20 protein-coding genes are annotated in these 20162 nt (G+C 71.8%); 9 read left to right on the top strand and 11 right to left on the bottom strand.

From position 1 onward, the window contains the following. Nucleotide 1: 1 nt before the first annotated feature. Both IEY55_RS19920 and IEY55_RS19915 read right to left on the bottom strand, forming a co-directional pair. Nucleotides 2-1186: a 5-(carboxyamino)imidazole ribonucleotide synthase gene (locus IEY55_RS19920; RefSeq protein ID WP_189060054.1), complete on the bottom strand. Its 1185-nt coding sequence runs from the start codon at nucleotides 1184-1186 to the stop codon at nucleotides 2-4. 80 nt (nucleotides 1187-1266) lie between these two features. After that, nucleotides 1267-2091: a hypothetical protein gene (locus tag IEY55_RS19915; protein ID WP_229686560.1), complete on the bottom strand. Its 825-nt coding sequence runs from the start codon at nucleotides 2089-2091 to the stop codon at nucleotides 1267-1269. A 137-nt stretch (nucleotides 2092-2228) separates the two neighbouring features. Between IEY55_RS19915 and IEY55_RS19910 the strand changes: the two genes are divergently transcribed. Together IEY55_RS19910 and IEY55_RS19905 are read left to right on the top strand one after the other, a co-directional pair. After that, nucleotides 2229-4448 (top strand): sigma-70 family RNA polymerase sigma factor, encoded by a 2220-nt coding sequence (locus IEY55_RS19910; protein ID WP_189060012.1) that lies wholly within the window; start codon nucleotides 2229-2231, stop codon nucleotides 4446-4448. A gap of 126 nt (nucleotides 4449-4574) precedes the next feature. Beyond that, entirely contained in the window at nucleotides 4575-5123 is a 549-nt protein-coding gene (locus IEY55_RS19905; protein WP_189060011.1) for a GtrA family protein, read from the top strand. 203 nt (nucleotides 5124-5326) lie between these two features. On the opposite strand, the gene IEY55_RS19900 is transcribed toward IEY55_RS19905, so the two are convergent. Together IEY55_RS19900 and IEY55_RS19895 are read right to left on the bottom strand one after the other, a co-directional pair. Beyond that, on the bottom strand, nucleotides 5327-6610 hold the full coding sequence (locus IEY55_RS19900; protein ID WP_189060010.1) for a sensor histidine kinase: 1284 nt from the start codon (nucleotides 6608-6610) through the stop codon (nucleotides 5327-5329). Between the two features lie 9 nt (nucleotides 6611-6619). Continuing rightward, entirely contained in the window at nucleotides 6620-7288 is a 669-nt protein-coding gene (locus tag IEY55_RS19895) for a response regulator transcription factor (protein WP_189060009.1), read from the bottom strand. A gap of 32 nt (nucleotides 7289-7320) precedes the next feature. Between IEY55_RS19895 and hisN the strand changes: the two genes are divergently transcribed. Then, nucleotides 7321-8115: a histidinol-phosphatase gene (gene hisN / locus IEY55_RS19890; RefSeq protein ID WP_189060008.1), complete on the top strand. Its 795-nt coding sequence runs from the start codon at nucleotides 7321-7323 to the stop codon at nucleotides 8113-8115. Nucleotides 8116-8820: 705 nt separating this feature from the next. Here hisN and IEY55_RS19885 read toward each other — a convergent pair. The 4 genes from IEY55_RS19885 to IEY55_RS19870 form a co-directional block, all read right to left on the bottom strand. Beyond that, nucleotides 8821-9138, bottom strand: coding sequence for a hypothetical protein (locus IEY55_RS19885; RefSeq protein WP_189060007.1), 318 nt, complete (start codon nucleotides 9136-9138; stop codon nucleotides 8821-8823). Beyond that, on the bottom strand, nucleotides 9139-11451 hold the full coding sequence (locus tag IEY55_RS19880; protein ID WP_189060006.1) for a TNT domain-containing protein: 2313 nt from the start codon (nucleotides 11449-11451) through the stop codon (nucleotides 9139-9141). An 11-nt stretch (nucleotides 11452-11462) separates the two neighbouring features. Next, nucleotides 11463-11783, bottom strand: coding sequence for a WXG100 family type VII secretion target (locus tag IEY55_RS19875; protein WP_189060005.1), 321 nt, complete (start codon nucleotides 11781-11783; stop codon nucleotides 11463-11465). An 88-nt stretch (nucleotides 11784-11871) separates the two neighbouring features. Further along, complete coding sequence (locus IEY55_RS19870; RefSeq protein ID WP_189060004.1) at nucleotides 11872-12324, bottom strand: YbaB/EbfC family nucleoid-associated protein; 453 nt, start codon at nucleotides 12322-12324, stop codon at nucleotides 11872-11874. Between the two features lie 567 nt (nucleotides 12325-12891). On the opposite strand from IEY55_RS19870, the gene IEY55_RS19865 reads away from it, so the two are divergent. Further along, entirely contained in the window at nucleotides 12892-13371 is a 480-nt protein-coding gene (locus IEY55_RS19865) for a MaoC family dehydratase (protein ID WP_189060003.1), read from the top strand. 42 nt (nucleotides 13372-13413) lie between these two features. Here IEY55_RS19865 and IEY55_RS19860 read toward each other — a convergent pair whose 3' ends face one another. From IEY55_RS19860 to IEY55_RS19850, 3 genes are all read right to left on the bottom strand, one after another. After that, a complete protein-coding gene (locus tag IEY55_RS19860; protein ID WP_229686559.1) occupies nucleotides 13414-14073 on the bottom strand; it encodes an adenosylcobinamide amidohydrolase in 660 nt (219 codons plus the stop codon). Further along, a complete protein-coding gene (locus tag IEY55_RS19855) occupies nucleotides 14070-14594 on the bottom strand; it encodes a PH domain-containing protein (RefSeq protein ID WP_189060002.1) in 525 nt (174 codons plus the stop codon). Before IEY55_RS19855 ends, IEY55_RS19860 begins: the two co-directional genes overlap by 4 nt. Before the next feature lie 98 nt (nucleotides 14595-14692). Beyond that, complete coding sequence (locus IEY55_RS19850) at nucleotides 14693-15532, bottom strand: biotin--[acetyl-CoA-carboxylase] ligase (protein WP_229686558.1); 840 nt, start codon at nucleotides 15530-15532, stop codon at nucleotides 14693-14695. Between the two features lie 79 nt (nucleotides 15533-15611). Between IEY55_RS19850 and IEY55_RS19845 the strand changes: the two genes are divergently transcribed. From IEY55_RS19845 to IEY55_RS19830, 5 genes are all read left to right on the top strand, one after another. Then, nucleotides 15612-17252, top strand: a complete 1641-nt coding sequence (locus IEY55_RS19845) for an acyl-CoA carboxylase subunit beta (protein WP_189060000.1) — start codon at nucleotides 15612-15614, stop codon at nucleotides 17250-17252. A gap of 162 nt (nucleotides 17253-17414) precedes the next feature. After that, the gene (locus tag IEY55_RS19840; RefSeq protein WP_189059999.1) at nucleotides 17415-17642 is read left to right on the top strand and encodes an acyl-CoA carboxylase subunit epsilon; all 228 of its coding nucleotides are present in this window, start codon (nucleotides 17415-17417) and stop codon (nucleotides 17640-17642) included. A gap of 42 nt (nucleotides 17643-17684) precedes the next feature. Then, on the top strand, nucleotides 17685-17921 hold the full coding sequence (locus IEY55_RS19835) for a DUF6364 family protein (RefSeq protein ID WP_189059998.1): 237 nt from the start codon (nucleotides 17685-17687) through the stop codon (nucleotides 17919-17921). Beyond that, entirely contained in the window at nucleotides 17915-18136 is a 222-nt protein-coding gene (locus IEY55_RS32145; RefSeq protein ID WP_229686571.1) for a PIN domain-containing protein, read from the top strand. Before IEY55_RS19835 ends, IEY55_RS32145 begins: the two co-directional genes overlap by 7 nt. An 85-nt stretch (nucleotides 18137-18221) precedes the next feature. Beyond that, nucleotides 18222-20159, top strand: a complete 1938-nt coding sequence (locus IEY55_RS19830) for a Xaa-Pro dipeptidyl-peptidase (RefSeq protein WP_189059997.1) — start codon at nucleotides 18222-18224, stop codon at nucleotides 20157-20159. Nucleotides 20160-20162 lie beyond the last annotated feature (3 nt).

Here is a 20162-nt window from a genome sequence, read left to right as displayed (position 1 = left end):
GTCAGTGGATCCGGTACCCGTCCAGCCACTCGGCGTGCGAGAGCCAGTGCGCGGCCAGCCGCGCCTTCTCCCGGACGTCCTCCATCCGCTCACCGAGCACGTTCACGTGGCCGACCTTGCGGCCCGGGCGCTCCGCCTTCCCGTACAGGTGCGCGTGCACGTCGGGGAAGCGGGCGAACAGGTGGTGCAGCCGCTCGTCGACGCTCATGGCCGGAGTCTGGGGCGCACCGAGCACGTTGGCCATCACCACGGCGGGCGCGACCGGGTCGGTGGCGCCGAGCGGGTAGTCCAGCACCGCCCGCAGGTGCTGCTCGAACTGCGAGGTCAGCGCGCCGTCCATTGTCCAGTGGCCGGAGTTGTGCGGCCGCATGGCCAGCTCGTTGACCAGCACCCCGGCATCGGTGTCGAACAGCTCGACGGCCAGCACGCCCACCACGCCCAGCTCGTCGGCCACCCGCAACGCCAGCTCCTGGGCGGACGCGGCCAGCTCGGGGTGCACCTCGGGCGCCGGGGCGAGCACCTCGACGCAGATCCCCTCCCGCTGCACGGTCTGCACCAGGGGCCAGGCCGCGCCCTGCCCGAAGGGGGACCGGGCGATCAGCGCGGCGAACTCCCGGCGCAGCGGCACGCACTGCTCGACCAGCAGCGATGTGCCGGCGTCCAGCAGCTCGCCGACCAGCCGCTCGGCGTCGGCCGGGGAGTCGAGCATCCACACCCCGCGGCCGTCGTAGCCACCGCGCGCGGCCTTGAGCACGGCGGGCCAGCCGAACCGGGCGCCGAAACCGAGCACGTCGTCGACCTGCTTCACCGGGCTGAACGGCGGCACCGGCAGGCCGAGCTCGCCGAGCTTGTTCCGCATGACGAGCTTGTCCTGGGCGTGCAGCAGGGCCTCGGGCCCGGGGTGCACCTTGACCCCGGCCTCGACCAGCACGCGCAGGTGCTCGTTGGGCACGTGCTCGTGGTCGAAGGTGATCACGTCGCAGCCGGCGGCGAAGGCACGCAGCGCCTCCAGGTCGGTGTGGTGACCGAGCACGTAGTCGCGGGTGACCCGGGCCGCGGGATCGTCCTCGGACACGCAGAGCACGCGCAGGGACTGGCCGAGCGGGATGGCGGCCTGGTGGGTCATCCGGGCGAGCTGCCCGCCGCCCACCATGCCGACGACAGGGATGCCGGTGCGGGGGTCCACGGGACGGTCAGCGTAATCGAGCAGGTCGGACATGCCCCACCCGACATCGGCGGAGGACCGCCGGGGCAGCGTGGCGTCGGTCAGCGGGCGATCTCGGCCAGCAGCTCGCACGCGTCGGCGTGATCGTCGGGCAGCGCCACCCGCGACACCCACACCGGGCCGGTGGGCCGCACCGCCGGGTCGACCGCCAGGCGCCGGGTCAGCAGCATGCGCACCGCCTCCATCCGGCCGGGCAGCCGGTCGTCGCGGGGCGTCAGGACCACCGCCACCGAGGGGCCGGCCAGGCACAGCGTCTCCCCCGCGTCGAACACCGCCCGCAGCACCTCGGCGACCAGGGCCATCACCACCAGCCGGGACCATCCGGACGCCTGGGTGAGGTCCAGGCGCACCGACACCAGCGCGTGGCTACGGCTCAGCGGCACCTGGCGGGCCCTGGCCTCCCGGCACAGCTCGCGCAGCCGGGTGCGCAGGTAGGCGGGGGTGGCCAGGCCGGTCAGCGGGTCCTCCACCTCGCGGGCGGACAGCTCCCGGTCGGCCACGTCGGCCCAGGCCAGCGCGACCAGCCGGAGCATCGCCGCGGGAACCACGTCCGGATCGGGCGCGACCAGCCCGTCGCCGGGCGCGTCGCCGACGGCGTGCAGCGCGGCGACGTCGAGCAACGTCTCGCGCAGCCCGGCCCCGGACTCGGCCCGCGCGGTGCCCAGCTCGCCCAGCGGCCGGGTCAGGTCGGCCCCGGTCACCACCGCGCGGCACACCTCCTCGACGGCGGGCAGTGCCCAGTCGCTGGGAAACGGCCAGCCGGCGGCCACCGAGGCCGTACGCCAGCGGGCCCGCAGCGCCGCGGTCTCATCCGGATGGGTGATGCCACCGTGCATGCGGCGGCGCGTGTTCGACCCGTTCGTCACCGGTGGCCCTCCCTTCCGGGGTCGGCTGTTCGCACCACCCATGTGACTCCCGCCGCCTCAAGTCGTGACGCCATCTGGCGTGACGGTCGCTCGCTTCGTTCGTCACACTGACCGAGCAGGACAGGGGAGGGACGCAAGTGTCGACAGCCGCTGCCGAGGGTCCGAGCGATACCGAACTCATCGCCGCGGTGCGCGCCGGAACCATCGACGCCTACGGCCAGCTCTACGAGCGGCACGTCCGGGCCGCCTACAACCTCGCCCGCCAGTTGGCCCGGTCTCCGGCCGAGGCCGACGACCTGGTGTCCGAGGCGTTCGCCAAGGTGTTGGACACGCTGCGGGCCGGTGGGGGCCCACACACCGCCTTCCGCGCCTACCTGCTGACCGCGCTGCGCCACGTCGCCTACGACCGCACGCGCCGCGAGCGGAAGGTCGAGCTTTCCGACGATGTGTCGAACATCACCAGCGAGCAGACCGTGGTGCAGTTCAAGGACACCGCGTTGGCCGGTCTGGAGCGCTCGCTGGCGGCCAAGGCTTTCGCCCGCCTGCCCGAGCGCTGGCAGACGGTGCTCTGGCACACCGAGATCGAGGGCCAGTCCCCGGTCGAGGTCGCGCCGCTGCTGGGGCTCACCGCCAACGGGGTGTCGGCGCTGGCCTACCGTGCCCGGGAGGGCCTGCGCCAGGCATACCTGCAGGTGCACCTGGCCGAGACCACCGCGGAGCGGTGCCGGGCGACCGTTGATCGCCTCGGGGCCTGGACCCGCAAGGGGCTGTCGCGGCGGGAGACCGCCCAGGTCGAGAAGCACCTCGACGAGTGCGACCGGTGCCGGGCGCTGGCCGCCGAGCTGGCCGACGTGAACGGCGCGCTGAAGGCGGTCGTGGCGCCGCTGGTGCTCGGTGGTGCGGTCACCGCCTACCTGGCGGCCACGGCCACCGGTGCGAAGGTCGCCGGGGTGGCCGGTGCCGCCGTGGCGGGTGGGGCTGGGGCGGGTGCCGGCGGTGGGCTCGGGAGTGCCGCCAGCTCGGTGCCGCGGCAGGCCGTGGGCACGGGCGCCTCGTCGGCCGCACTGGCCGCCGCCGTCGTGGCCGCCCTGGTGGCCGGCCCGACCGGGCAGAAGGCGCCGCTCGCCCAGGAACCGCCGCCTCCCCCGCCGAGCCCCGTGCAGCCGCCCCCGCCACCTCCACCACCGGAACCGCCCGCGCCCCCGCCTCCGCCGCCCCCGGTGGAGCCGCCCCCGCCACCACCTCCACCACCGCCGCCCCCGCCGGTGCCCGGCCGGCCGAGCCTGACCCTGAGCACGCCGACCACGCTCCAGCTCACGCCGGGCCAGTCGGCCGAGCTGCCGATCACGGTGACCAACAACGGGGACGGCGCCTCCGAGCCGGTAACCCTGCAGCTGGACCTGCCCGAGGGACTGACCGCTCGCCAGGGCGGGAGTACCGCGCGCTTCCTGGAGAGCGGCCTGCTGCGGCGCGAGACCGCCTCCGCGCCGGCCAAGGTGAGCTGCGAGTTCCCCGAGCGCGCCGTGCAGTGCACGACGGACCGGGGACTGGAGCCCGGCGAGCAGGTGACCTTCACCTTGGTGCTGACCGCGGGCCCGGAGCTGCAGAGCGGTGTGATCACGGGCAGCATCCGGGGTGGCCCGAACATCAACGCGCCGGTGAACGTGGCCGTGACCGTGCCCAGACGGTACGGGGTGGATCTCGGTGTCCGCCTCTTCCACTGGGGCTTCCCGCCCCTGCACAGCCGGATGGACGTCACCGCCACGAACACCGGCGATCTTCCCGGGCGGCCGACGATCACGGTCGAGACGCCGTGGTTCATCCCGGCCATCACGCTCGCGCCGGGGTGCCACTACGAGCCCAAACGGATCACCTGCACCGCACAGCACGAGGTGCTGCCGGGTGAGCGGTACACGGTGTCGTTCTGGACGATCGGATGGCACCACCACGGCACGGTCAACATCACCGCGACCCTGGGCGACGCCAAGGCCAGCAAGTCGATCGAGCTCAACCTGCCGCACGAGCCCGAGCCGCCGGACAAGCCGAAGCCACCGGACGAGCCACCGACGACAACGCCGACGCCACCACCGAGCACGTCGCCGACGGAACCCACGAAGCCGAACCCGGCTACGCCGACGCCGACGGATCCGTCACCGACGCCTCCGTCGACTCCCGGGCGGCCCACCACCACGCCGCCTTCGGCGCCGCCGACCACGACGGGCGAACCGCCGCGGCCGTCCGACCCGCCGTCGACGGAGCCGACGCACCCCTCGAAACCGACGCACCCGTCGAAGCCGGACAAGCCGGAGACCCCGCAGGGGCCGCCGAGCACGCCGCCGGGGCAGGGGCGCGCGTGATTTGTCGCTTTCTCGATCCCCACGAGGCCGGATTCCCCGGCGTGAGCTGTGAAAGGTCCCACGCGGCGACCGGATGATTGCCGGATGCGGTGAGCCGGTTCAACGGCGATCCGTAGACTCCTTGGGGTGTCCGTCGTCGATACCGTGATGAGCCGCTTGCCTCCGCGGCTGCGTGCGCTGGCCCAGCAGCACCACGAGATGCTGAAGTTCGCGGTGGTCGGCGGCACGACCTTCATCATCGACCAGGCGATCTTCTACTGGCTCAAGCTCACCATCCTGAACGAGAAGGTGACGACCGCGAAGATCATCGCCACCCTGGTCGCGACGATCGTCTCGTACGTGCTGAACCGGGAGTGGTCCTTCCGCACCCGCGGCGGGCGCGAGCGGCACCACGAGGCGGCGTTGTTCTTCATCGTCAGCGGAATTGGCGTGGGGATCACCGCCACGCCGCTGTTCTTCGCCCGCAACGTGTTCCACCTGAGGGTGCCCGAGGTCAGCCTGCTGGTGCAGGAGGTCTCCGACTTCGCCTTCGGTGTCGTGCTGGGCACCCTGCTGGCGATGATCTTCCGGTGGTGGGCGTTCCGGAAGTGGGTGTTTCCCAACACCGACGTCCGGCCGCCGCGCGGCAGCGTGCCCCAGGAGGACCTGGTCACCGAGGAGCTGGGCCACTCCTGATTCACGGCACGGGTGGCCACGGGCGTCAGTGAGGTTGTGCGTCCGGCACGTCCGGCACGGGGGCGGCGTCGGATTCCACACTGGGTTTCCTGCGAGACAGTGCCGAATGCGTCGCCCCGGACGGGTAGGTCGATACCGGATTCAGCGCAGCCCACGGGTGAGTCGGCGCCGAGGTCGTCGATGTCGGGGCCCACGCCGGCAGATCAGCGCGGGGCGCGCTCGGTCTGCCAGGAGACACTGAGCAGGTCGTCGGCGCGCGGTACCCGCAGGAACACCACGAAGGTGGCGGGCCGCTTGGAGCTCAGCTCCAGCCGGCCACCGTCGGCCTCAACCAGCGCCCGCGCGAGCGCCAGGCCAACGCCCGTCGACCCGCTGCCCGAGACGCCCCGCTCGAAGATGTGCGGCACCAGCTCGTCGGGCACACCCGTGCCGGCATCGGCGACCTCGACCACCACGGTGCCCTCGCCCAGGCGGGCGGACAGCGTCACGGTGCCGCCACCGTGCTGCAGCGCGTTGTCCAGCAGCACCCCGATGGCTTCGCGCAGTCGCGCGGGCGTGGCCCTGGCCAGCAGCCCCTTGGGCACCCGGACTCGCAGCGTCCGGCCCTCGGCGCGCAACAGCTCCCGCCAGTCCTCGGCCAGTACCGGCAACTCCTCGGAGAGGTCGACCGGGAAGGCGCCCTCCTGCCGCGCGGCACGGGCCGCGGCCAGCAGCTCGTCCAGTGCCCCGGACAGCCGCTCCGCCTGCTCGAGCGCGGCCTGCGCCTCCGCCGCGGTACCGGGATCGGGATGCACGGCCAGGCCCTCCAGCCGCAGGTGCAGCGCGGTGAGGCGGCTGCGCAGCTGGTGCGAGACGTCGCCGACGAGGTTGCGCTCCCGCTGCATGAGCTGGGCCAGCGCGCACGCGGAGGCGTCCAGCGCCTCGGCCACCCGGTCCAGCTCGTGCACGCCGTGCCGGCGGGAGTCGGCGCGGAAGTCGCCGGCACCCAGCCGGGCCGCCCGCCGCGCCACGTGCTGCAGCGGCTCAGCGAGCCGGTGCGCGGTCAGCGAGGCGGCGATCATGCCGACGCCGACCGACAACACCACGAGCAGACCCACGAGCAGGCCGACCTCGGTCTGCCGGGCGCGCAGGTCGGCGGCGGGCGCGGACAGTTCGACCAGGCCCTGGTGCACCATCGGTGCGGTCTCGGTGAGCGCATCGGTGCCGGGCGACCCGTTTTCGTAGGACTGCACTCCGTTGTTGGGCAGCCGCACCACCACCCGCCCGCCGTTGGGCGGGACCAGAATCCGCACCCCTTCCAGGTCCACCGGGCGCCCGTTGGCCTGCTGACTGTCCAGGGTGGCCGCGATCTGCTGGGCCCGGGTCTTCAGCTCCGCCCGCTTGGTGTCCTCCACGACACGCATGGCGGTGTAGCCCAGCGGGAGGCCGAGCACCATCGCGGTGACCAGGACCGCCAGCAGCGTCCCGGCGAGGATTCGCCTGCGCACGCCGCCGTCCTAGTCCGCGTTGAAGCGGAAGCCCACGCCCCGCACGGTGGAGATCCGGCGCTCCCGGCCGCTGCTGTCGCCGATCTTGCGGCGCAGCCAGGAGATGTGCATGTCCAGGGTCTTGCTGCCCTTCAGCTCGGGGTCGTGCCAGACCTGGGTGAGGATCTCGTCCCGGCTCACCACCTGGCCGGCGTGCTGGATGAGCACCCGCAGCAGCTCGAACTCCTTGTTCGCCAGCTGCACCTCGTGGCCGTCCACCTGCACCCGGCGCGCGGCCAGGTCCATCCGGACGCCGTTGACCTCGACCGCCTCCGGCACCCGGCGGCGCAGCAGGGCCCGGATCCGGGCCATCAGTTCCGCCAGGCGGAACGGCTTGGCGACGTAGTCGTCGGCTCCGGCGTCCAGCCCGACCACGAAGTCCACCTCGTCGGCCCGGGCGGTGAGCATGAGCACCGGCAGGTCCCGGCCGGCCGAGCGGAGGCGGCGGCACACCTCCAGGCCGTCCAGGTCGGGCAGGCCGAGGTCGAGCACGAGCAGGTCGATGCCGCCCTGGGCGGCCTCGTGCAGGGCCGCCGGGCCGTCGATGACGACGATGACCTGGTAGCCCTCGCGCTCCAACGCGCGAGACAGCGGCTCGGCGATCGCGGGATCGTCCTCCGCCAGCAGAACCACACTCACGGCGCCCAGAGTAGGCGTGCGAGCATGCCCGGGTGACGACACTTGTCGAGGATCTCGAAGTCGCGTTGCGGCTGGCTGATGCCGCCGACGCCCACACCCTGGCCCGTTTCCGGGCCCTCGACCTCGACGTGACGCGCAAGCCGGACCGCACCCCGGTCACCGACGCGGACCTGGCCGTGGAGGACGCGGCACGGGTGATGCTCGCCACCGAACGGCCCGGCGACGCGGTGGTCGGCGAGGAGCGCGGCGGCGAGGCCGGCCAGGGACGGGCGTGGGTGCTCGACCCGATCGACGGCACCAAGAACTTCCTGCGCGGGGTGCCGGCGTGGGCCACCCTGATCGCGCTGGTGGACGGGGGTCGGCCGGTGCTGGGCGTGATCAGTGCCCCGGCGCTGGGCCGGCGCTGGTGGGCCGCCCGCGGTCGGGGGGCGTGGACCCGGGACCCCGACGGCGCGCAACGGCAGGTGCACGTCTCCTCGGTGTCCGATCTGGTGGACGCCTACCTGTCGACCACGCACCTGGGGACGTGGCGCGAGTACCACTCCCGGGAGGCGTACCTGGCGCTGGCCGACGCCTGCTGGGAGAACCGGGCGTTCGGTGACTTCTGGCAGCACTGCCTGGTCGCCGAGGGTGCGATCGACCTGGCGGCGGAGCCGATCGTCAACCCGTGGGACGTGGCCGCGGTACAGGTCCTCATCGAGGAGGCGGGTGGCCGGTTCACCGACCTGTCCGGCGAGGCCCGCTACGACGGTGGGACCGCGTTGTCCTCCAACGGTCGGCTGCACGAAGACGCGCTCGCGCTGCTGAAGCTTCCGGGCGGCTCCTGAAGTCTGCGTGCTGTCCGGGCCCGTGTTGTTTCAGCGGGGTGGCTCGGGCAGCCGGCCCCCGGGGCCGGGGAGGCGAGATTCATTCGTAGGAAGACGAGTGCGGGCGGGCCATTCCGGTGGGCCTGCGTCCGTTCGTGTGAGCGGGCCAAACCCACATGCACAACAGCGGTCACTCACGTGCGGGTGAACTGCGCCGGATGGCGCTAACAAGCGGGTGCATCCGGGCGAGGACCAGACGAGTCGACGCCCATTCGGCTCAGTGGCAGAAACCGAGATCACACAGCCCCCTGACCGAGACCGGTTCCTGCAAGGTGATGAGCACGGCGAGCGAGCCCGAAACCGAGCAGACCACCACAGCGAGGTGACGGGCGAGTGAGCATCGCTCCGTAGCACGGGATACGGAGTGAGCCCGGAACCGAACTGACAACCACAGTGCGGTGACGGGCAGAGCGAGTATCGCTACGCGACGACAAGGCGCGCAGCGAGCCCGAAACCGAGCAGATCAACACAGCGGTGACCGAGTAGAGCCAGTAATCGCTCCGTTGCCACGGCGCACGGAGCAGACCCGGAACCGAGCATCCGGACGGCGGGTGGTTCGGGCCGTTCGCGCCACGGCCCGAACCACCCCCGCTCACCCTGCATAGCACCTACCGACGTCCGGCGCCTTCTTCTCCCGGCAGATCGACGCCCTCGCGGGACGCGGGCTCACTGTGCGGGCGCTCCCCCGGCCGCGGGTTCCGGCCGCTCGGCCGGCGTGGTCGGCGTGAGGTGGCCGCGCACGAGCTGGGTCCAGGCGAGGCGGCCGAACAGGTAGAAGCAGGCGACCTGCTCGTTGTCGAAACGCGCCCAGTCGTACCGGTTGCCCTGCTCCCGCCAGAAGACCTCCCAACCGAGCTGGCCGTCCGGGCCGGGTTGCTCGTCCCGGAGCAGGCACCATGCGTCGTCGGCCTCCGCCCCGATCGACACCACCTCGGGGGGCACCCCCGCCGAGGTCAGCCAGTTGGTCACCGACTCCGCGTTCACCTAGGTCTCCTCCCCGATCTCGGCCAGGTAGCCCATCGCGACCAACTCCGCCACCGCGTACGTGGCGCGGTACCTCTCCCCGCCACCGGGCTGGCCGAACCAGGGCGCCGACAGCGCCCGCCACACCGGGAGCGGCCGCAGCACCCGGTAACGGTGGTAGCCGCGCGCCAGGTACTCGGGCGGTAGCGAGCGGGCCGAAAACGGTGTGCCCGCGGCGGAGAGGACCCTGCCGTCCGGCCGGCCGAACCGGTCGAGCAGCGTGCCCTCGGCGAGCACCACCGGCTCGCCGCCCCCGGGGTCGCTGCCGCCTTCGGGGAACATCTCCGAGGGTGGCCAGTTGTACTCCGCGCGGCCGCCTTCTGCCCCGGGCCGTACCACGAACCGGCGTTCCCAGTCCCGTTCGTGCTGCCCGCCCAGGGGGTCGTGGTCGCCCACCAGTTCGGCGACCACGGCGTGCCCGGCGGGCAGGCCCGCGGACATCGCCGGCGGGGCACCGGTGCCGACCCGCGCCAACGCGGCGTGGTCGACCACCAGACCGGACCGGGGATGGTCCTGCGGCGGGAACCGCAGCCCGGGCGCGTAGTCCTCGTCCGGTTCCGGCCGCTGCAGCTGCCGAGCCGGCCGAATCGCGATCTTCGGCAAATAACCGATCGGGAACTGGTGGAGCAGGAACGCGATGACGGTTTCGTTGCGCGGTGCCCGGTTCGTGCGGCCCGCATCGACGTCCCGCGCGGGCTCACCGATGGGCAACGGCTCGACGGCACCGGCAAAACCACCCGCACGGAGCGTGGAAGGTGCGGCCCCGAAGCTCCCCGGAGCGGGCAGCCCGGCTTGGCCCATCCCGGTGAACTGTCCGGGCGGAAGTGATTGGTTCGGCTGCGGCGCGGGTGCTGCGGGATGGCCGATGCCGGCTTGCGGAGGTTGCTGGACGCCGGGTTGGGGTGCACCGCCGGACGAGCCGACCGGCCCCCTGACACCGGGCGCCGGCGCTTGCGGAGGAGCCCCACGAACGTCCCCGGGATGCTTTGTGATGTTGCCGAGGTCCGCCCCGCCGACGGGTCGCCACGGTCCCGGGGCCGGCTTCTGCGCCACCGCGGGATTGGGACCTCCGGCAGAACCGGCCGGAGTCCCACCCGCGACGGGGGCGGCCGGGGCATGGGGCCCGGCCGCCGCCGTCCCTGCCAGGCCGCCGGCCGGCCCGGGTACCCCGGGTGCCGCGGGGGTGCCCTGGGCGGGCGCCGGCCCGGGTTCCGCGGACACCACGGGTGGCGCGGGCGGACCCGGCGGCATGTTCGCCCACGCCTGGGTGACCTGGGCCGGCCCGGACGGGACCTGCCCCGGCGCCGGGCCCGGGGGAATCTGCGGGACCGCTCCCGGGGGGACCGGGCCGTGCGGCGCGGGACCGCCGAGGTCGACCGGGCCCACCTGGCTCACGGGTGGCCCACCCGCGGCGTTGACCGGGATGGGGCCCGTGCTCTCCGCGTCGAGGTGGCTGAGGTCGACGGGCGGGCCGCTGGGTGGCCGCTCCGTCCCGCCCACCCCGGGTGAAAGGTCGTCGACACCGTGCCGGCCGATATCGGGCAGCTGGCCCCGGCCCACATCGGGCAGCTGGTCCCGGCCAACGCCCGGCACGTCGTCGCGGAGAGCCCCGTCCACCGTCTCGTCGACCCCGTCCGCCGTCTGGAGAAGCGCATCGCCCGCGCGGTCCGCCTCATTCGGGAGACCGGGAGGCATGACGTCGGAGACCGCCTTCTCGATCTGGGATGTCATCTCCGGTGGCTGTGCCGGCAGTTCCATACCGGCGACAGAGACTCCACTGCCGGGCTGCACCGCCTTGGTGAGGGTGTCGTGGACGGCGGCGACGTTCGCGGCGACGCCGCGAACGACCGTGTCCAACCCCAGGCGCGCGTTCGGGTGACCGGCCGACGCGGCCTGCTCCGCCGCATCCCGCTGCTGGGCCAGCCCGGCCAGCTGCCGCACGATCTCGGTCTTGGCGGCACCAACCTGCTCCGCGGCGTTTTCCAGCCGGTCCGCGGCGCGGTGGCAGTCGCTCACCGCCCGGGACAGGTGGCCGGTGTCGGGTGCGACGAAGCCGTCCCAGTGCCGCCGCGCGGCATCGGCCGCGCCTCCCTCCACTGTGGACAACGCGTCCTGGGCGAGGCCGTCGGCGTCCCGGCCGAGGCCGTCGAGCTTGCCCGCCGCGTCCCGCCACGCCCTGGCCTGTTCGCGCATGGCGTCCTCGTCCGCCTCCGGCCATCGCACTCCGGCGGCCGCGGCCACGTCGGCCAGCTCGGCCGGCAGCTCGAGTCCCATGTCCGTCCCCTTCAGCGGCCGTGTTCGATCGCGCGGACCCGGGCGGCGGCGTCGCTCTCCGCCGCGCGGTAGTCACGAGCGGTCTCGGCGAACCGCTGCCCGACGTCGGTGAGGCGGTCGGCCAAGCCGGAGAGCCGACCCAGCGCGTCGTCGGCCGGTCCGGCGTGGACCGCGGCGAAGCTCCGGCCGATCTCGTCGCTGCCCCAGCACGCCCCGGTGCCCGACAGCGCACGGTTCAGTTCCTCGGCGATCTGGCCACTGCGTTCGGCCAGGCCGTCGAACTGGTGCGCCCGCTCGGCAAGTCGTTGGTCGTCTACCCGGAAACCGTTCATCGGGCACCCCCGTTCTCAGCTGTGGTTCCCGACGTGCCACTGCGTGCCTGGATCGCAGTCGGCCTGGCAGCAGGTGTGGGTCGCCTGATCACCTGCGCCTCCCGGGATAGGAATGCTCGAGCCAGCTCTGTTCGGAGTTGTCGTCGTCCTCGGCCGGCTGCGGCCTCGGAGCCGGCGGGGCCAGTTCGTTCGGGCGGAGGTCGGCGGTGCCGGCCAGGAGTGCGCGGGGATCGGCGTCCGAGGGCAGTACGGCGGCTACCGCCTGCTCGGACCGCTCCGCGGCGCGGCGTACGGCCACGGTGGTGAGATCCAGGATGAGGCGGGCGAGGTCGGCGGGGCGGTGCCGCCGGTAGGCGTCGTCGCCGATGGCCAGGTCGACCAGAATGCCGCCGGCGCCGACCGTGACGGTGACGGTGCCGTCGTCGCTGGTGCGGGATTCCTTGACGGTGGCGAGGGCGTGGTGGACGGCGGCGAGCTGGTCGCGGCTCCGCCGGTAGTCGGAGAGGAGCTGGGCCACCTCCGCATGGTGGTCGGTCGGCACGGCCACCTCCGTGGTGCGGGCTGCCTGGCAGTGGTGTCGCGGGTGTTCGACGTGTCGCGAGCCAAGCAGGTTCCCGCCGGTTTCCGCGAATTTTCGGTCGGCTCGTCGTCAGGCTGTTCCCCGGAGCGAATGGTTGGTGTGAGCTGACCTCGCAGGGCTGCCCGGGTGCACGGGGGACGCTGTTGGCGAAGTACCGATCGCGACCGCGGAGCAGGTACGCCGCAGGCGCGTGGTGCAGCTCGTACTGAGGCGTGGTCCGCCTCAAGTTCACCAACGAGGTCCACGTGGAGATCGGGCCGCTCGCCAAGGAGACGACCAACATCGTCAGCGCGATGCCCAGGCGCCGGCCTTCCTCCATCGCGGTGCCTCCAGGAGTTTGCTCCTCCGGCGCTGCCGTGGGGTGGCACGGATCTCGGTCGCCAGGGCCGTTTCACCCTGGACACCTTGCACGCCCGCTTTCTAAGGTAAGCCTTACCTAAACGGGTAAAACTCTCACCGGCGGGGCGGGCGCGATGCCGGGCCGGGCCGCGCCCGTCCTGCACCCGTATGGGTGGCAACATCGTGGACGTGGCTACCGTCGCCTACGAGGACCTCTCGCCGGGCCGAGTGATCGACCTCGGCCGAACCGTGGTGGACCGGGACGAGATGCTCGCCTTCGCACGCCGGTTCGACCCGCAGCCGTTCCACCTCGACGAGGACACCCCGGCCGACTCGGTCCTCGGTGGGTTGTGCGCCTCCGGCTGGTTCACCGCGTCACTGTGGATGCGCGCCTACGTGGACCACCTGCTGGCCGACTCCACCTCCCTCGGCTCCCCCGGCGGCAAGGAGTTGTCCTGGCTCGCCCCGGTGCGCGCCGGAGACGAACTGCGTTTCCAGCTGGAGGTCCTGTCCGCACGCCGGTCCCGCAGCCGCCCGGAGATGGGCCTGGTCGAGATGACGGGCACCGCGTACCGCATGACCGAAGACGGCGGGGAGCAGTGCGTCCTGCGCTTCACCTACACCGGGCTTTTCGGAGTCGCCGGCAAGGACTCCGAAGAGTCGAGCTGACGACACGCCGCATGCGACGGCTCGGTATGCGCGGAATGTCTGTTATCGGCACGCAAATCGGGGCTGCTGAACCTTCAGGCCGGCGGTGACCGCACGGTGCACGGCGCGGGCCAGTCCCGCACCGAGCCGGGATCGCGTGCCGCCGTAGGGTTCGGCTGCTCCTTCCGTTGGGCACAGCAAGACCACGGCGTCCGTGCAGGTTCCCGTCCCGGGCAGCCCGGCCTCCACGAGCGCCTGGGTTTTCGCCTCCGTCGCGGTGGCCACCGCGTTCACCAGGGCAGCCTCGCTCATGCGGGACGGCAACCAGCACACGATGTTGATCGTCCCGGCCACCAGACGGTCGAGCGTCCGGGTACCCGTTTCCGCCGCCCACACCGGTTGCCCGACCCCGGTGGTGACATCCGCGCGCACCCCACCCTCCGTCTCGGAGACCACGTACCGCACGTCCACGGCAGTGAGCAGGCCGGTGCCCACGCCGGTGAGCCCCTGCTCGCGGGCGAGCTCCCCGATGTGCTCGGCGGGATCGTCCCGGTCGTAATCCGTCCACACGGTGGCGTTGAGCACCCACCACCGTTGCCCCAGGCCGCCGCCGTGCGGCCCCGAGGAGATGGCCTGCCAGGGACGGTGACACCGCCAGACCAGCAGTGGGCGTCCCTCGGCCCAGCACAGCTCGGGTAACGGCGGGCACCAGCCCGCGGTCAACGGCCCTCCCAGCGGGGCTGCGGGTAGTAGTCGTCGTCCGGGTCGGCGTTGACTTCGCGGTAGAGCAGCGAGTGCACCCGTTCGACCTGTGGGATGTCGTCGAACTCCAGCGGTTCGTCCGATGCGGACTCCACGACGAGCGTGCCGCAGCCGAACACGCGGTCGATCAGCCCGTGCTGGAAGCGGACACTGTTGATCCGCGACATCGGGATGTCGATCCCGGTTCGGGTCAGCACCCCCTCGCGCGCCATGACGCGCTGCGTGGTGACCACGAAGTGCGTCGTGCGCCAGCGGACCAGCGGCACCAGCGTGAACCAGATGATCACGACCCCGCCGAGGACGGCGAGCGCGATCCAGGCGATCGACCGCCACGAGAAGTCCTGCACCAGCGCGGCCAGGTAGACGCAGACGCCCACGGTGAGCAGGAACACGACTACCGGGAAGACGAGGATCTTCCAGTGCGGGTGCTTGTGCACCACCACGTACTCGTCGTCACCGAGCAGGTCGTCGGGATACGCCACGTGCTCCTCCCGGGTACCGCGCCCTTGGTGTCGACACGGTACCCGGGTCGGCCCTGGCCACGACGGTGACGAGCCGAGGCCCCGGTGATTGTGAGGTCCTACTCAAGTGGCCGCACGTGCACCACGTCACCCGCGGCCACCGCGCGCAGCTCACCGGCCGCGTCGCGCACCACGAGCCGGCCGTCGGCGTCCACGTCCACCGCGGTGCCCCGCAGCTCGCCGCCGTCGGGCAGCGCCACGCGCACCTCCTGGCCGATCGTGGCGCACACCTGGGCGTACGCGGCGCGGAGCCCGCTGCTCTCGGCGTCGCCATTGGCCGCCCGCCACGCGGCCTCAGCCGTCGCCAGATGGCGCAGGAACCCGATCGCGAGGTGCTCCCTGCTGGTGTTGGTGACGCCCTCGATGGCCAGCGAGGTGGCGGGCAGGCCACCCGGGCCGACCGGTAGCTCCTCCTGCCGGTGGCTGACGTTGAGCCCGACACCCACCACCACGGCAGGCTCCGGCTGTGTGGCCACCACCTCGGCCAGGATGCCGGCGCACTTGCCCCGCCTGGGGCCCACCAGCAGGTCGTTGGGCCACTTGACGGCGGCGTCCACCCCGGTCAGCTCGTCGATCACCTCGGCCAGCACCACGCCGGCCAGCAGCGGCAGCCAGCCCACCCGCTGCGCGGGCACCGGCGGCCGCAGCAGCACGCTGAGGTAGAGGCCGGCGCCCTTGGGTGAGGTCCAGTCGCGTTGCTGCCGGCCGCGGCCGGCGGTCTGCTCCTCGGCGATGAGCACGCTGCGGTCCGGTGCACCCGCCCGGGCGGCCCCGGCGAGGTCGGTGTTGGTGGAGCCGGTGCGCTCGACCACGTCCAACCGGACCCAGCGGTTCGCCTCGACCAGCTGTTCCCGCAGCACCTCGGCGCGCAACGGGGCGCGCAGCACGTCGGTCGTCACCCCTCCAGCGTGGCCGAGCGGGGTGACGTGGGCAACGTGGGCGCGGCGGTCTGACCCGGGCTGGCTACGCTCCACGTCCGTGAGCAGCGCGACGGAGCCGATCGGGCAGCCGCCGGCCACCGAGCCGGACATCCACACCACTGCGGGCAAGCTCGCCGACCTGTACCGCCGGGACGACGAGGCGGTCCACGCGGGCTCGGGCCGGGCGGTGGAGAAGCAGCACGCCAAGGGCAAGAGGACAGCCCGCGAGCGGATCGACATGCTGTTGGATCCCGGTTCGTTCGTGGAGCTCGACGCACTGGCGCGGCACCGGTCGACCAACTTCGGTCTGGACAGGACCCGACCCTACGGGGACGGCGTGGTGACCGGCCACGGCACCATCGACGGCCGGCCGGTGTGCGTGTTCGCCCAGGACTTCACGGTCTTCGGCGGCTCGCTCGGCGAGGTGTTCGGCGAGAAGATCGTCAAGGTGATGGACCTGGCGCTCAAGACCGGGTGCCCGGTGATCGGGATCAACGACTCCGGCGGCGCCCGGATCCAGGAGGGCGTGGTCTCGCTCGGCCTGTACGGCGAGATCTTCCGGCGCAACGTGCACGCCTCCGGCGTCGTCCCGCAGATCTCGCTGATCATGGGGCCGTGCGCCGGCGGTGCGGTGTACTCGCCGGCGATCACCGACTTCACGGTGATGGTCGACAAGACGTCGAACATGTTCATCACCGGCCCGGACGTGATCAAGACGGTGACCGGCGAGGACGTCGGTTTCGAGGACCTGGGCGGCGGCCGGACGCACAACACCAGGTCGGGCAACGCGCACTACCTCGCCAGTGACGAGGAGGACGCAATCTCCTACGTCAAGGAGCTGCTGTCCTTCCTGCCGTCGAACAACCTGTCCGAGGCGCCGGTGTTCGACGCCGAGGCGCCCACCGGGGGTGCGATCGCCGAGGGGCTGACCGACGCCGACCGGGAGCTGGACACCCTCATCCCGGACTCGGCGAACCAGCCCTACGACATGCACGAGGTCATCACCCGCGTGCTGGACGACGGCGAGTTCTGCGAGGTGCAGCCGCTGTTCGCGCCGAACATCCTGGTCGGTTTCGGCCGGGTGGAGGGCCACAGCGTGGGTGTGGTGGCCAACCAGCCGACGCAGTTCGCCGGCTGCCTGGACATCGACGCCAGCGAGAAGGCGGCGCGGTTCGTGCGCACCTGCGACGCGTTCAACATCCCGGTGCTGACCTTCGTGGACGTGCCCGGTTTCCTGCCCGGCACGGACCAGGAGTGGAACGGCATCATCCGGCGCGGCGCGAAGCTGATCTACGCCTACGCCGAGGCCACTGTGCCGCTGGTCACAGTGATCACGCGCAAGGCGTACGGCGGTGCTTACGACGTCATGGGCTCCAAGCACCTGGGCGCGGACGTGAACCTGGCGTGGCCGACGGCGCAGATCGCGGTCATGGGCGCGCAGGGTGCGGCCAACATCCTGTACCGGCGGCAGCTCGCCGAGGCGGCCGAACGGGGCGAGGACGTCGAGGCGCTGCGCGCGAAGCTGCAGCAGGAGTACGAGGACGCGCTGTGCAACCCGTACGTGGCGGCCGAGCGCGGCTACGTGGACGGGGTGATCCCGCCTTCCTACACGCGGGGGCACGTGGCCCGCGCGCTGCGGATGCTGCGCGAGAAGCGGGAGAGCGTGCCGCCGAGGAAGCACGGCAACATCCCGCTGTGACCTGGCTTGGTGGTGACGGGCGCGGGGCCGGTACTGCCGCGGCGCGTCGGCCCCGGCTCGTCTCGCCCGAAGCTGGACGATGACCGTGAGTGGTGCTTGTGCTGGCTACGCTCGCGGTCGTCGACGGGATGCAGGTGTGCCGGACAAGTGCAGGAGGTTGCCGTGACGGAGCAGAACCAGCGCCCGGTGCTGCGGGTGGTGCGCGGCACCCCGGATGACGTCGAGCTGGCCGCGTTGACCGCGGTGGTGGCCGGGCTGTCGTTGGCGGCCGGTGCGGCGGCCGAGCCGGCGGCCAAGGAGCGGTCGCTGTGGGCCGATCCGGCGGCGCGGATGCGGCGGCCGCTGCATCCTGGCCCCCGGGCCTGGCGCGCTTCCGCCCTTCCCCGCTGAGCCCACGTGACAATCACGTGTTCCACGCGAAATTCTGTGGTTATGTCCAAGCAGAACGTGACGATCCAGCTGGATGAGGAGGTCATCCAGCTGGCCAAGGTGGTCGCCGCCAAGCGCGGTACGTCTCTCAGCAGGCTGCTGGCGCAGCAGGTCACCAAGCTCGCCACGGCCGAGGAGCGCTGTGAGCAAGCGCGAGAGGTCGCGCTCAAGGCCATGGACGAAGCCATAGGTCGTGGTGGTCGTCACTGGCGTCGAGAGGACCTCTACGACCGGTGGTGACCTCTACCCAACCGATCTTTATCGATACCAATGTGCTGGTGTACGCGAACGACTTGGACGAAGGCCACCGGCACCTGAGGAGCACATTCTCGCCTTACTGGTATGCATTGATCATCGAAGCCGCTCTCCGTTGCGGGGCCGAACGACTCGTTTCGGAGCAGCTGCGGCACGGCCGCCGTTCAGCCCAACTCGTCGTGAAGAATCCGTTCCGCTGATACGGCCAGGTACCGACGATCGACCCTGCCTTGCCACTGATCATCACCAGTAGCGTGCCGATCACCCTGCAGCGGGAGGTGTTCGGTGTCGCGTCGTCTACTCCTTGCCCTCACTGCGCTCGCCACGCTGTTGTCCGCACTGGCAGCCCCTGCTTCGGCGGAACCAAGCCCGGCACATGTGGTGACAACTGGCGTAACACAGCCAATCTACGACTTCGCCCGGGCCGTCCGCGAGACGGTGTGGGTCGACATCGGTATGGACGGCGACCGCGACAACGTCCGGGACCGGGTCGCGGCCGACATCATCCGACCCGCCGAGCCGGCGACACGTGGTCAACGGGTTCCGGTGATCATGGTCGCCAGCCCGTACTTCTCTTGTTGCGGCCGGGGCAATGACAGCGAACACAAGACATACGACAAGTCCGGCCGCCCGGTCGGCTTCCCACTGTTCTACGACAACTACTTCGTGCCGCGTGGTTACGCGGTCGTGCTGGTGGACCTGGCGGGTACGAACCGGTCGGAAGGCTGCGTCGACGTCGGCGGCCGGTCCGACGTGATGTCGGCCAAAGCCGTGGTCGACTGGTTGAACGGTCGCGCCAACGGATACGACGCAAAGGCCGGCGGCAGACACGTGAGAGCAGGCTGGTCGACAGGCGCGGTCGGCATGATCGGCAAGTCCTACGACGGCACGATCGCGAACGGCGTCGCGGCCCTCGGCGTCCCCGGACTCCGTACCATCGTACCGATCGGTGCGATCAGTTCCTGGTACGACTACTACCGCTCGGACGGCGTCTCGTTCGGCTTCAACCCGGATCGGCTGGCCAGGACGGTGGAGGAGAACGGCGGTCGGCCGGACTGCCGGCACGTGAAGGACGGCCTCTCCAGGGGCGCCCCGGCGAACGGCAACGTAACTCCACTGTGGACCGCTCGTGACTACGTGCCGGGAGCCCAACGAGTCAAGGCGAGCGTCTTCGTTGTCCACGGCCAGGGTGATCTGAACGTCAAGACTATCCACTTCGGACAGTGGTGGAACGAGCTGGCGAAGGCGGGCGTGCCGCGCAAGCTGTGGCTCGGCCAGGCCGGGCACGTGGACCCGTTCGACTTCCGCCGTGCCGAGTGGGTGCGCACGCTGCACCGCTGGTTCGACCGCTGGTTGCTGAACGTTCCCAACGGCATCGACCGCGAGCCGGTCGTGAGCATCGAACGTCATCCCGACCAGTGGGTGGACGAGCCGAGCTGGCCGACCGCAAACGGGATCTCCCTGCGCATGCGCCGGGGCGATACTCCCGGTATCGGACGGCTCGGTGTGCAGCCGCCCGGGCCCGGGGCCACCGAATCGTTCACCGATGACCCGCGCCAGAGCGAGTTCGACTGGGCCAAGCAACCCAACCAGCCCTTCTCGGAGCGGGTGGTGTTCAACACCGGGCCGCTCGCCGAGGATCTCCGGCTGTCGGGGACCGGTGAGGTGACGGTCACCGTGCGCTCCTCCACCCCGACCGCGCACGTCTCGGCCGTCCTGGTCCACTACGGCCCCAACACGATCCGGGACTATCTGGGTGCGGGTGAAGGTGTCCACACCCTGACGTCGAAGTCCTGTTGGGGTTCCAGCCGGCCCGGTGACACCGCCTGTTTCCGGGACACGGCGACGACGACCAAAGAAGTCGATCTCGAGGTGTTCGCTCGCGGGTGGGCGGACATCGGCAACCACGCCTCGCTCCGCCACGGTGAGCGGTTGCGACCCGGTGCGCCCTACACCATGACCTTCCGGCTCTCCACCACCGACCACGTCGTGCCGGCCGGCCACCAGCTGGCCTTGATCATCGGTGGCACGGATGGGCACTTCATCGTCGCTCCCGCGCAGCCTCCGCAGATCACCATCGATCTCAACAAATCCTCGGTGCACCTGCCGATCGCCGGCACGCCGCCGCCGATGCGCGGAGAAGCGCGGGAACCCGAAATCCGGCCGGACCGTATCCCCACCGAGCCCGAGATCCGCCTGGAGGGCGACGTGGTACGCGGCTGACGC

Source organism: Longimycelium tulufanense (assembly GCF_014645795.1).
Lineage (GTDB): Bacteria > Actinomycetota > Actinomycetes > Mycobacteriales > Pseudonocardiaceae > Longimycelium > Longimycelium tulufanense.
The sequence above is the reverse complement of the archived record's forward strand: the minus strand, read 5'-3'. Positions and strand labels throughout refer to the sequence as shown.

Excerpts from the sequence above, each read along its gene's own strand:
- IEY55_RS19880 (WP_189060006.1), bottom strand. The coding sequence starts at position 11,451 with ATGGGACTCGAGCTGCCGGCCGAGCTGGCCGACGTGGCCGCGGCCGCC.
- IEY55_RS19875 (WP_189060005.1), bottom strand. The coding sequence starts at position 11,783 with ATGAACGGTTTCCGGGTAGACGACCAACGACTTGCCGAGCGGGCGCAC.
- IEY55_RS19835 (WP_189059998.1), top strand. The coding sequence starts at position 17,685 with ATGTCCAAGCAGAACGTGACGATCCAGCTGGATGAGGAGGTCATCCAG.